We start from the raw sequence: 12,818 nt of genomic DNA, 5'->3' as shown, positions 1-12,818 counted from the left end.
ACTCACGCGCCGTCTGTCCGCCTTTGTGCGTCCCCGTACGGGAGGCGTGTATCTTCCGGGCCGAGAGCCTTCGAAGGGACCAATCCGGTGAACAAGAAGCTTGCGGCCGCAATGTCGGGCGGTGCGGTGCTGATGCTCGTCCTGTCCGGCTGCGGCGGGGACGAGACCGACGAGAAGGCCAGCGCCTGGGCCAAGAAGGTCTGTGACCAGTGGCAGCCCGAACTCAAGAAGATCGAGACCGCCAACGCCGACATCAAGCGGGTGGCCTCGGAGAGCAGTAAGCCCGAGGACGTCCAGAAGACCGATTCGGCGGCCTTCGCGACCATGTCCGAGTCCTACAAGACGATGGGGGCCGCCCTGCAATCGGCCGGTGTCCCGCCCGTCAAGGACGGCGCCGCGACCCAGGCGGCGGCCGCCAAGGGCTTCGAGGCGACCTCCAAGGGCTACGCCGACCTGAAGGCGAAGATGGACGCCCTCGACCCCAAGGACCAGCCGAAGTTCGCCGACGGCCTCAAGGAGGTCGCGGGCGGCCTCCAGGAGGCGACGAAGGGCGGCCAGGACGCGCTCGCCCAGCTCAATGCGGGCGGCCTGGACAAGGCGATCAACAGCCAGAAGGGCTGCCAGGTCGCGACGGCGTCGCCGCAGTAGCGCGGACGGCCCTCGGGGGCCGCGTTCGGCGCGGTACGTCGATCAGGGCGGCCGGGGTCCCGCAAGGGAGCCGCGGCCGCCCTTTCGCGTCTGAGGGCCCGGTGCGATCGGCAGGACGGGTCCCAGCGGACACAATGGACGCGTGAGTACCACCAGCCTTCCCACGCCCGACCGCGCCGCCGAGCTCCGCGCAGCCTTCCTCTACGCCGGTTTCACCGCCGACGGGCTGCTCGACCTGCTCGGCGCCCCCGCCTACGCCGCGCTGGCCCGCAGCGAGACCGTCCCGGCCCTGCGCGCCACCCGCGGCCCCGGCGACGGGGCGCTCGCGAGCCTGGTCCGGTTGTTCCTGCTCCAGCAGCCGGAACCGTACGTGCACGCCGCCGCGGCGCTGCCCGTCGAGGCGGCCCTGGCCGACGGCTGGCTGCGGCTGGAGGGCGACGAGGTGCACGCCACGGTCGACGTACGCCCTTACGGCGGCCCGGACGGCGAGGACTGGTTCATCGTCTCCGACCTCGGCTGTTCCGTCGGCGGGGCCGGCGGGATCGGCAGCCGCGAGGAGGGCGTGGTCCTCGGTGTGGGCGGCGCCTCCACCACGCTGGCCGGGATCACCGTGCGCACCCCGGTCGGCTCCGCCCTCGACGTCGGCACCGGATCCGGAATCCAGGCGCTGCACGCCTCCCGGCACGCCACCCGGGTGACCGCCACCGACGTCAACCCCAGGGCGCTGGAATTCACCCGTCTGACGCTGGCCCTGTCGGGGGCCCCGGAAGCCGAGCTGCTCACCGGGTCGCTCTTCGAGCCGGTCGGCGGGGCCACGTACGACCTGATCGTGTCGAACCCGCCGTTCGTGATCTCTCCTGGCGCCCGGCTGACGTACCGGGACGGCGGCATGGGCGGCGACGACCTGTGCCGGACCCTGGTCCAGGAGGCCGGCGCACGGCTCAATCCCGGCGGGTACGCGCAGTTCCTCGGGAACTGGCAGCACGTGGAGGGCGAGGACTGGCACGACCGGCTGCGCTCCTGGGTGCCGCGCGGCTGTGACGCCTGGATCGTGCAGCGTGATGTGCAGGACGTGACGCAGTACGCGGAGCTGTGGCTGCGCGACGCGGGCGACCACCGGACGGACCCGGCCGAGTACGCGCGCCGGTACGAGGACTGGCTGGACGAGTTCGAGGCCCGCGGGACCAAGTCCGTCGGCTTCGGGTGGATCACCTTGCGCCGGACGGACGCGGCCGAGCCCTCGATCGTGGTCGAGGAGTGGCCGCACACGGTCGAGCAGCCGCTCGGCGAGGCCGTGCTGGCCCATTTCGCGCGGCAGGACTACCTGCGCCGGCACGACGACGCGGCCTTGCTGGAGGCCCATTTCGCCCTGGCCGAGGAAGTGGTCCAGGAGCAGGTCGGCGCGCCCGGAGCGGAGGATCCGGAACACGTCGTGCTTCGGCAGAACCGCGGAATGCGCCGCGCGACCAAGGTCGACACGGTCGGTGCCGGGTTCGCCGGAGTGTGTGACGGCTCACTGAGCGCGGGCCGGATCCTGGACGCGATCGCGCAGCTGATGCAGGAGGACCCGATCGTGCTGCGGGACCGCACTCCGGAGGCCATCCGGCTGCTGGTCGAGCAGGGTTTCCTGGACCCCGTGGCGGGTCCCGCGCAGTAGCGCCCCTGGATGTAACCCGGGGTTCGCCCGCCGTATCCCCGGGGCTGCCAGTCTGCCGGGCAGAGGGATCCGGGGGGATCCCGAGGGCGGCCCGGGGGTACAGGGGGAGGGGCGCGGAGCACGGTCCGGCGATCTTCGCGCGGCCGTGTTCCCGCTGTTCGGGGCGGCTCTGCAGGCCTGGACAGGGCGCGCCCTGTGCCACCGTGCGTCGGTGGCGGAAGGCGCGCGCCCCGTCGTGGTCGTACCGCCGCTCCGGCTTGCCGACGCGGCGCCGCAGGCCCTCGGACCCGGGCGCCTCGCGCGGCTGCGAGAACGAGATCGCGGGGCTCCGGCGGACGCGGAGCGGAATCTGTCTCCGGAGGCAAAACCCGATGTCGGAGCGGGCTCGGACGCGGGTGTGAAGGCGCGGCCAGACGGCCCCTCGGCCACCCCGGCCGGTGATCGGCAACGCCCCGGCGCGGCATCCGGGCGGCAGAAACGGCACTTGTCGGGTTACCGTTCGAGTGGCCGTTGCGGGCTTCTGCCGTTTGACACGGGGGCGGGTTGTACCGTCACACTCCGCAGCGTCGCCGTACCGCGACCGAGTGCCGACCGGAGAGAAGAGCCAAGTTGTCCCCGACTAGCGAGACCGCAAAGGGCGGCCGCCGACTCGTCATCGTCGAGTCCCCAGCCAAGGCGAAGACGATCAAGGGCTACCTCGGCCCCGGATACGTCGTCGAGGCGAGCGTCGGGCACATCCGCGACCTCCCCAGCGGCGCGGCCGAGGTCCCCGACAAGTACACCGGCGAGGTGCGCCGCCTCGGTGTGGACGTCGAGCACGACTTCGCGCCGATCTACGTCGTCAATGCCGATAAGAAGGCCCAGGTCAGGAAGCTCAAGGAGCTGCTGGCCGAGTCCGACGAACTCTTCCTCGCCACCGATGAGGACCGCGAGGGCGAAGCCATCGCGTGGCACCTGCAGGAAGTCCTCAAGCCCAAGGTTCCCGTCCACCGGATGGTCTTCCACGAGATCACCAAGGACGCGATCCGCGACGCCGTCGCCAACCCGCGCGAGCTGAACCAGCGCATGGTCGACGCCCAGGAGACCCGCCGCATCCTCGACCGCCTCTACGGCTACGAGGTCTCGCCGGTCCTGTGGAAGAAGGTCATGCCGAAGCTGTCGGCGGGCCGCGTCCAGTCGGTGGCCACCCGCCTCGTCGTCGAGCGGGAGCGCGAGCGCATCGCCTTCCGCTCCGCCGAGTACTGGGACCTGACCGGGACCTTCTCCACCGGCCGGGTCGGTGACGCCACCGACCCGTCGACGCTGGTCGCCCGCCTGAACACGGTGAACGGCAAGCGCGTCGCGCAGGGCCGCGACTTCGGCTCGACCGGGCAGCTCAAGAGCGAGGTCCTGCACCTCGACGAGGCCAATGCCCGGGCGCTCGCCGCCGCGCTGGCGGACACGTCGTTCGCCGTCCGCTCGGTCGAGTCCAAGCCGTACCGCCGTTCCCCGTACGCCCCCTTCCGTACGACGACGCTCCAGCAGGAGGCCTCGCGCAAGCTGGGCTTCGGTGCGAAGGCGACGATGCAGGTGGCGCAGAAGCTGTACGAGAACGGCTTCATCACCTATATGCGTACGGACTCCACCACGCTGTCCGAGACCGCGGTGTCGGCGGCGCGGGCGCAGGTCACCCAGCTCTACGGGGCCGACTACCTGCCGGAGAAGCCGCGCGTCTACGCCGGCAAGGTCAAGAACGCGCAGGAGGCGCACGAGGCGATTCGCCCTTCGGGTGATCGTTTCCGCACCCCCGCCGAGACGGGCCTGACCGGCGACCAGTTCCGCCTGTACGAGCTGATCTGGAAGCGGACCGTCGCCTCCCAGATGAAGGACGCGGTCGGCAACAGCGTCACCGTGAAGATCGGCGGACGTGCCTCGGACGGGCGCGACGCCGAGTTCACCGCCTCCGGCAAGACGATCACCTTCCACGGCTTCATGAAGGCGTACGTCGAGGGCGCGGACGACCCGAACGCCGAGCTCGACGACCGCGAGAAGCGGCTGCCGCAGGTCGCGGAGGGCGACGCGCTCGCCGCCGAGGAGATCACGGCGGACGGGCACTCGACCAAGCCGCCGGCCCGCTACACCGAGGCCTCGCTGGTCAAGGAGCTCGAAGAGCGCGAGATCGGCCGCCCGTCGACGTACGCGTCGATCATCGGAACGATCCTCGACCGCGGATACGTCTTCAAGAAGGGCACGGCGCTCGTGCCGTCCTTCCTGTCGTTCGCCGTGGTCAACCTGCTGGAGACGCACTTCGGGCGGCTCGTCGACTACGACTTCACCGCGAAGATGGAGGACGACCTCGACCGCATCGCGCGGGGCGAGGCCCAGTCCGTGCCGTGGCTGAAGCGGTTCTACTTCGGCTCGGAGGACGCGACCGAGGTCGTGCCGGCCAACGGGGACCACCTCGGCGGTCTGAAGGAGCTGGTCACGGACCTCGGCGCGATCGACGCCCGGGAGATCTCCTCCTTCCCGGTCGGCGAGGGCGTCGTGCTGCGCGTCGGCCGCTACGGGCCGTACGTGGAGCGGGGCGAGAAGGACACGGAGGGCCACCAGCGGGCCGACGTACCGGACGACATGGCTCCGGACGAGCTGACGGTCGCCTACGCGGAGGAGCTGTTCGCCAAGCCGAGCGGCGAGTTCGAGCTCGGCAAGGACCCGGTCAGCGGCAACGAGATCGTCGCCAAGGACGGCCGCTACGGGCCGTACGTGACGGAGATCCTCCCCGAGGGCACGCCGAAGACGGGCAAGAACGCGGTCAAGCCGCGGACGGCCTCGCTCTTCAAGTCCATGACCCTGGACACGGTCACCCTCGACGAGGCGCTGAAGCTGATGTCGCTGCCGCGCGTGGTCGGCGCGGACGCGGAGGGCGTGGAGATCACGGCCCAGAACGGCCGTTACGGCCCGTACCTGAAGAAGGGCACGGACTCGCGCTCGCTGGAGACCGAGGACCAGCTCTTCTCGATCACGCTGGACGAGGCCTTCGCGATCTACGCGCAGCCCAAGCAGCGGGGCCGGGCCGCGGCCAAGCCGCCGCTGAAGGAGCTGGGCACGGACCCGGTCAGCGAGAAGCCGGTCGTGGTCAAGGACGGCCGCTTCGGGCCGTACGTGACGGACGGCGAGACGAACGCGACGCTGCGGCGGGACGACGACGTCGAGACGATCACGCCGGAGCGGGGCTACGAGCTGCTCGCGGAGAAGCGGGCCAAGGGCCCCGCCAAGAAGGTGGCGAAGAAGGCCCCCGCCAAGAAGGCACCGGCCAAGAAGGCGACGGCGACGAAGGCCGCCGCCGCGAAGAAGACGACGACGGCGGCCAAGAAGACGACCGCCAAGAAGGCGACGGCGAAGAAGACGGCCGCCGCACCGGCCGCGGACGAGTAGTCGCTCCAAGAGCCCCGCGCCCTGGGCGCGGGGCTCTTGTGCGTGTGCCCCGGCGGCGGGTGAAGCGCCGGGTCCGGGGCTGAGGCGCCGGGTCCGGGGCTGAGGCGCCGGGTCTGGGGCAGCGGCACCGGGCGGTTCCCGCGAAGGTGGGTCCGGGGTCACACCCGGCCTTGTCCACAGGCTTCCGCACCTGCACAGTGCAGCGGATAGGCTGGGCGGATGACGCGAGCCGAGCAGCCGGCGGTCGTTACCGCCCCGGCGAACCCCACTTACGACGAAGCCCTAGCCGCGGATTCCCGCGAGCGTGCGGTGCGCGCACTGCTGCGCACTCCCAGGCTGCGCCGGCTGTGGAGCGCCCAGTTGGTGAGTGGCATCGGTGATGCCCTGGCCCTCTTGGTGCTGGTGCTGCTGGCCCTTCAGGCCGCCGCCTCGGAAGGGGCCTTCGGCGGCGGGTACCGCGGCGCGGCCCTCGCCGTCGCCGCCGTGTTCGGGGTCCGCATCCTCGCCACCCTGCTCTTCGGCGCGGTCCTCCTCGGCCCGCTGGCCGGGCTGTTGGGCGCCGGCGGCAAGCTGGACCGCCGCTGGACCATGATCGGAGCCGACGGCATCCGCCTCGCGCTCTTCGTCGTCGCCCCGCTGTGGCTCGACTGGATCCCGGCGAACGCGCTCACCGCGCTGCTGGCCACCGTGTTCGTATCCGGCGCAGCCGAGCGGCTGTGGACGCTGGCGAAGGAGAGCGCGGCGCCCGCCCTGCTCCCCGCGCCGCCGCCGGAGGGGGCCACCGTACGGCCGCTCCCGGACCACCTGGACGCGCTGCGCCGGCTGACCCTGCGTACCGCCTTCGCCGCGCTGCCCGTCGCCGCGGCCGCGCTGCTCGCCGCGACCCTGGTCGGCAAGGCGCTGGGCCTCGGTATCGACTGGTTCGCCGCGAACCAGGCCGCGCTCGGCTCGTACGTGGCCTCCGGCCTCTTCGCCGCCTCCGTCTCGCTGCTGCTGCCGCTGATCCTGCCCGGCGGGGCGACCCCGCGGCCGCGTTCCCCGCTGGAGGGGCTGCGCGCCCCCAAGTCGGGCGACCGGCCCGACAAGGGCCGTACGGGCGCCATCCCCCTGCTGGTCCTGAGCTGCGGCGCGGTCGCCGGAGCGGTGTCCAGCGCCGTGGCCGTCGCCGTCCTGCACGCCTTCGACCTGGGCGGCGGCCCGGCGGCCTTCGCGCTCTTCGTCCTGGCGCTCGTCGGCGGCACCGCCGCCGGTATCCGCGCCACCCAGGCCGGCAAGGTGCTGCCCGCCCTGTCCCGGCGCCGGCTGCTGGCCCTCGCCATAGCGGTGACCGGGCTCGCGCTGCTGCTGACCGGGCTCGTCCCCGACATGGCGACCGTGCTGTTCCTGTCGCTGCTCGCCGGTACCGCCGCGGGCGTCGCGGCCAACACCGGCCACACCCTGCTGGACCAGGAGACCGAGGAGTTCCGCCGGGCCCGGGTCACCGAGCACCTCCAGGCGACCGTCCGCGTGGCCGTGGCGCTCGGCGCCGTCCTCGCGCCCGTCCTGGCCGCGGCGATCGGCCCGCACCGGCTGACCGGCGCCGAGATCGTCTTCGCCCACGGCGGCGCCGCTTTCACTCTGATGCTGGTCGGCGCCCTGCTGCTGCCCGTCGCCGTGGTGGTGCTCACCAAGGCCGACGACCGCCGCGGCGTGCCGCTGCGGCGGGACCTGCGTGAGGCGCTGCGCGGCGGGGAGCCCGTCCAGGCGGCGTCCGCCACCGGCTTCTTCATCGCCCTGGAGGGCGGCGACGGGGCCGGCAAGTCCACCCAGGTCGAGGCGCTGGCCGACTGGATACGGGGCAAGGGCCACGAGGTCGTCGTGACCCGGGAGCCCGGGGCGACCCCCGTCGGAAAGCGGCTCCGTTCGATCCTGCTCGACATCTCCTCCGCCGGTCTGTCGAACCGCGCCGAGGCCCTGCTCTACGCCGCCGACCGCGCGGAACACGTGGACACCGTGGTGCGCCCGGCCCTGGAGCGCGGCGCGGTCGTCATCTCGGACCGCTACATCGACTCCTCTGTGGCCTACCAGGGCGCGGGCCGCGACCTGTCCCCGACGGAGATCGCCCGGATCTCGCGCTGGGCCACCGACGGACTCGTACCGAACCTGACCGTGCTGCTCGACGTATCGCCGGAGGCGGCGCGCGAGCGGTTCACGGAGGCGCCGGACCGGCTGGAGTCGGAGCCGGCGGAGTTCCACCAGCGGGTGCGGTCCGGGTTCCTGACCCTCGCCGCGTCCGACCCCGGCCGCTACCTCGTGGTCGACGCCGGCCAGGACCCGGATTCGGTGACCACGGTCGTACGGCACCGCCTGGACCGGATGCTTCCGCTCTCGGAGGCCGAAGTGGCCGCCCAGGCGGAGGCGCGGCGTCTCGCCGAGGAGGAAGCCCGGCGCAGGGCCGAGGAAGAGGCCGCGCGCAAGGTGGAGGAAGCGCGGCTGCGCGCCGAGGAAGAGGCCCGCAAGGCCCGCGAGGCCGAGGAAGCGCGGATCAAGGCCGAGGCGGAGGCCGCCCGCAGGGCCGAGGAGGAGCGGCTGCGCGCCGAGGAGGAGGCCCGGGCCCGGGCCGAGGCCGAGCGGCTGCGCGCGGAGGCCGAGGAGAAGGCGCGCGCGGCGGAGGCCGAGCGGCTGCGCCGGCAGGCCGAGGAGGAGGCCCGGCTGCGGGCCGAGGCCGAGGCGCGGCGGCTGGAGAAGCAGCGCAGGGCCGAGGAGGCCCTGCTGAAGGCCGAGGAGGCACGCCGGCTGGTGGAGGCCGAGGCGGCGGCGAAGGCCGCTGCTGTGGCGGCGGCTGCGGCCGCGGAGGCCGCTGCGGCCGCGGCCGCGGCGGCGACGCCCGCGCCCGCACCTGCGCCCGCTCCTGCTCCGGTTGCGCCCAAGGTCGGCATGACCAAGAAGCCGGAGCCAGAGTCGGAGCCGCACCCGGACGACGCGGTGACGGTGGAGACCCCGATGGCCGCGCCGCCGGTCAAGCGGGTCGTCCAGCCGGACGACGTCACCCAGACCGTCCCGGTGCCGAAGGCCGACCCGGTGTCCGCCGAGGAGACCGCGGTGCTGCCGCCGGTCCGCGCGACGGACGAGACGGCGGTGCTGCCGCCCGTACGGCCGACCGCGGCGAAGGCCCCGCGGGCCCCGCAGGCTCCGCGGGACAGCGGTACCGGTCAGGCCCGCTCCGCCACCCGGCCGACGGCCCAGCGTCCCGAGGAGAACCCGGCCGACCGGGTCCCGTCGGGCATCTTCCGGGACTCCGGCAACGACCGGACCCGGGAGCTCCCCGTCGTCGACGACGAGGGCCGGCCGCGCCGCGCGCGTTCGGACTGGGCCGAGGAGACCCCGCTGGACGATCTGCCGACGCTGGCGGACGAACTGCTGGGCCGCCACCGGGACGGCGAGGACGGCGACGAGGGCGAACGCGCACCGCGCCGCGGCCGCTGATCCGACCGGGTCCGGGTCCGGGATCGGGTCCGGGTCCGGGTCCGGGTCCGGGGCCGGATTGTCAGTCGCGCCCGCCACAATGGGTGCACGGAGAGTGAAAGGTGGTGGGCGGGATGCCCGTATGGGACGACCTGGTGGGACAGGAGCGGGTCCAGACGCAGCTGGCCGCCGCCGCCCGCGACGCCGACGCACTGGTCACGGCCATCATGGACAGGACCCCGCCGCCCGCGGCGTCCAAGATGACCCACGCCTGGCTGTTCACCGGCCCGCCCGGATCCGGGCGGGCCACGGCCGCCCGGGCCTTCGCGGCCGCCCTGCAGTGCACCAGCCCCGACCGCGCCCTCGGGGGTGAGCCGGGCTGCGGGTTCTGCGACGGCTGCCACACCACCGTCATCGGTACGCACTCCGACGTGCAGATCGTCCGCACCGATCTGCTGTCGATCGGTGTGAAGGAGACCCGCGACCTGGTCCGCCGGGCCCAGCTCTCGCCGGCCGTGGGCCGCTGGCAGGTCATCGTCCTGGAGGACGCCGACCGGCTCACCGAGGGCGCCGGCAACGTCCTCCTCAAGGCGGTGGAGGAACCCGCTCCGCGGACGGTGTGGCTGCTGTGCGCGCCCTCGCTGGAGGACGTGCTGCCCACCATCCGCTCCCGCTGCCGGCACCTGACACTGCGCACCCCGACCGTCGACGCCGTCGCCGATGTGCTCGTGCGGCGCGACGGCATCGAGCCCGCCGCGGCCGCGGCCGCCGCCCGGGCGACCCAGGGGCACATCGACCGGGCCCGACGGCTCGCCACCGACGAGTCTGCTCGCACCCGCCGGGCCGCCGTGCTGAAGCTCCCGCTGCGCGTCGACGACGTGGGCGACTGTCTCAAGGCCGCGCAGGAGCTGGTCGACGCCGCCGCCGAGGACGCCAAACAGGTCGCGGAGGAAGTCGACACCAAGGAGACCGAGGAGCTGCGGACCGCGCTCGGCGCCGGAGCAGGCGCCGGGAGCCGGATGCCGCGCGGTACGGCGGGTGTGATGAAGGAGCTGGAGGACCGGCAGAAGCGTCGCCGCACCCGTACCCAGCGCGACACCCTCGACCTGGCGCTCACGGACCTCACCGGCTTCTACCGGGATGTGCTGGCCCTGCAGCTCGGCTCGTCCGTGGCCATCGCGAATGAGGAGATACGGCCCGACCTGGACCGCATCGCGCGCGCCTCGGGTCCGGAGCGGACCCTGCGCCGGATCGAGGCGATCATCGCCTGCCGGGACGCCCTCGACCGCAACGTCGCCCCGCTCCTCGCGGTCGAGGCGATGACGATGTCGCTGCGCGCGGGCTGAGCGCCGGTCGGCGGTCCACACCCGGTTGACGGCTTCACCCGTACGGGCGGACCGGCCGCCGGGGCCGGGCAGCGCCCGGTCCGTGGCCCGCCCGGCGCGGGCCACGGAAGGCGCGCGGCCGTCCGGTCCCGGGGAGCCCGCTGACCTCCTCGGGCAGGACGTACGCTCCGTGGATGGACACCAGTCGCCTGCTGCGCACCACCGGGACCGTGATCGCAGCCGCCGGGCTGCTGCTCTCCGGGTGCACCTCGGGCGGGTCGGGGGAACCCCGGGCCGCCGCGTCCTCCACACCGGAGGCCGCCCCGCCGTCGGCGCAGCCGTCCCCGGACGCGGCCGCGCTGCGCCCGTACTACGAGCAGAAGCTGACCTGGCGCGCGTGCGGTGTCCCCGAATTCGAGTGCTCCACGATGAAGGCCCCGCTGGACTACGCGGACCCGGGCTCCGGCCAGGACGTGGACATCGCGGTGGCGCGCCGCAAGGCCACCGGTCCCGGCAAGCGCCTCGGCTCGCTGCTGGTCAACCCGGGCGGCCCCGGCGGCTCCGGCATCGGCTACCTCCAGGCATACGCGGGCATCGGCTACCCCGCGGCGGTCCGGGCCCAGTACGACATGGTGTCCTTCGACCCGCGCGGGGTGGAGCGCAGCAGCCCGGTCAAGTGCCTGGACGGCCCGGCCATGGACAAGTACACCCAGGTGGACCAGACGCCGGACGACGAGGCCGAGCGGGCCGAGCTGGTGGCGGCGTTCAAGGAGTTCGCGGACGGCTGCCGGACGAACTCGCAGCGGGTCCTGCCGCACGTTTCCACCGTCGACGCCGCCCGGGACATGGACCTGCTGCGCGGGGTGCTGGGCGACGGGAAGCTCAACTACGTCGGAGCCTCGTACGGCACCTTCCTCGGGGCGACGTACGCGGACCTCTTCCCGTCCCGGGTCGGCCGGCTGGTCCTGGACGGGGCGATGGACCCCGCCCGGCCTGCGCTCGAACTGAACCGGGACCAGACCGAGGGCTTCGAGACGGCCTTCACCTCCTTCGCCAAGGACTGCGCGAAGCAGCCCGACTGCCCGCTCGGCAAGGGCGACCCGGACGCGGTGGCGGCGCGGCTGAAGGACTTCTTCCGCAAGGCCGACGCGCAGCCCGTGCCGTCCGGCGATCCGGCCCGCCCGCTGGGCGAGTCCCTGGCGACGACCGGGGTGATCGCGGCGCTGTACGACGAGAGCGCCTGGCCGCAGCTGCGCGAGGCGCTCTCCTCGGCGATGGACGGTGACGGATCGGGCCTGCTGAGCCTGGCCGACAGCTACTACGAGCGCGACGCGGACGGAAAGTACGCCAACCTGATGTTCGCGAACGCCGCCGTCAACTGCCTCGACCAGCCCCCGGCCTTCAGTGGCCCGGAGGCCGTCGACAGCGCCCTGCCCTCCTTCGCGAAGGCCTCCCCGGTCTTCGGCGCGGGCCTGGCCTGGGCCTCGCTGAACTGCGCGTACTGGCCGGTGAAGGCCACGGGCAGGGCGAAGGAGCTGAAGGCGAAGGGCGCCCCGCCGATCGTGGTCGTCGGCACCACCCGCGACCCGGCGACCCCGTACAAGTGGGCCAAGGCCCTGGCCGGCCAGCTCGACTCGGGCACCCTCCTCACCTACGACGGCGACGGCCACACGGCGTACGGCCGCGGCAGCGACTGCATCGACACCGCGATCAACCGCTACCTCCTGGAGGGCAAGGCCCCGGCGGACGGCAAGAAGTGCTGAGACCGCAGCCCCGGTAGACCGCTTGCCGCGGGTGGGCCGGGCGCGATGGCATCCGGCCATGAGCGCAATGGCGCAGGCCATCGTGATGCCGCGGTACGAGGATGAGGCGATGCAGCCGCTGACGCGGGACGACGACGCCCGCACCTGGCGCGGCCGCTTCGAGCGGATCCCGGGCTGGTTCGTCGGCGGCTGGTACATCGAGTTCCACGAGCCGGCCCCGCCGACGCAGGAATTCCCCCGAGCCCCGGCTCCCTGTGGCGCTCGGATGCCGGCCACACCTGGCTGCCGGAACAGACTCCGCCGCACTTGCGGGACCCGCGTCCGGCTTGGTGGCAACGCGTGCCGCAAACGCACCGAACACCCGCCTTTGTGACCTGTACCTCGTCCGAGCGAAACCTGGTTCGGGGCACCCGTCCACACCCTGTAGACTTGGCGCCGCTGCTGATGAGAGCACCTCTCCGAGGGAATACTTGTCTGACCAGCGGTGCCGCCTTAGCTCAGCTGGCCAGAGCAACGCACTCGTAATGCGTAGGTCTCGGGTTCGAATCCCGAAGGCGGCTCGGATTA

At 73.2% G+C, this 12,818-nt stretch carries 6 protein-coding genes and 1 tRNA gene; all 7 read left to right on the top strand.

The genetic code is table 11. From position 1 onward, the window contains the following. Positions 1-87: 87 nt before the first annotated feature. The 7 genes from ACIQZO_RS38060 (at position 88) to ACIQZO_RS38030 (ending at position 12,811) form a co-directional block, all read left to right on the top strand. Positions 88-648 carry a small secreted protein gene (locus tag ACIQZO_RS38060; RefSeq protein WP_403635660.1) on the top strand — a complete coding sequence of 187 codons (561 nt, stop codon included), beginning with the start codon at positions 88-90 and terminating at the stop codon, positions 646-648. 142 nt (positions 649-790) lie between these two features. Continuing rightward, the gene (locus ACIQZO_RS38055; RefSeq protein ID WP_403635658.1) at positions 791-2,305 is read left to right on the top strand and encodes a methyltransferase; all 1,515 of its coding nucleotides are present in this window, start codon (positions 791-793) and stop codon (positions 2,303-2,305) included. Between the two features lie 609 nt (positions 2,306-2,914). Further along, entirely contained in the window at positions 2,915-5,719 is a 2,805-nt protein-coding gene (gene topA / locus ACIQZO_RS38050; RefSeq protein WP_403635656.1) for a type I DNA topoisomerase, read from the top strand. A 219-nt stretch (positions 5,720-5,938) separates the two neighbouring features. Further along, positions 5,939-9,184: a dTMP kinase gene (tmk, locus tag ACIQZO_RS38045; protein WP_403635655.1), complete on the top strand. Its 3,246-nt coding sequence runs from the start codon at positions 5,939-5,941 to the stop codon at positions 9,182-9,184. 113 nt (positions 9,185-9,297) lie between these two features. Next, positions 9,298-10,509, top strand: coding sequence for a DNA polymerase III subunit delta' (locus tag ACIQZO_RS38040; protein ID WP_403635654.1), 1,212 nt, complete (start codon positions 9,298-9,300; stop codon positions 10,507-10,509). A gap of 173 nt (positions 10,510-10,682) precedes the next feature. Next, entirely contained in the window at positions 10,683-12,251 is a 1,569-nt protein-coding gene (locus tag ACIQZO_RS38035) for an alpha/beta hydrolase (RefSeq protein WP_403635652.1), read from the top strand. A 486-nt stretch (positions 12,252-12,737) separates the two neighbouring features. After that, a tRNA-Thr gene (locus ACIQZO_RS38030) sits at positions 12,738-12,811 on the top strand. Positions 12,812-12,818: the final 7 nt, after the last annotated feature.

The organism is Streptomyces sp. NPDC097617 (assembly GCF_044761485.1).
In the GTDB taxonomy this organism is placed as follows: Bacteria; Actinomycetota; Actinomycetes; order Streptomycetales; family Streptomycetaceae; genus Streptomyces.
This window is presented reverse-complemented; position numbering and strand designations above follow the sequence as displayed.

Excerpts from the sequence above, each read along its gene's own strand:
- tmk (WP_403635655.1), top strand. The coding sequence starts at position 5,939 with ATGACGCGAGCCGAGCAGCCGGCGGTCGTTACCGCCCCGGCGAACCCC.
- ACIQZO_RS38040 (WP_403635654.1), top strand. The coding sequence starts at position 9,298 with ATGCCCGTATGGGACGACCTGGTGGGACAGGAGCGGGTCCAGACGCAG.
- ACIQZO_RS38035 (WP_403635652.1), top strand. The coding sequence starts at position 10,683 with ATGGACACCAGTCGCCTGCTGCGCACCACCGGGACCGTGATCGCAGCC.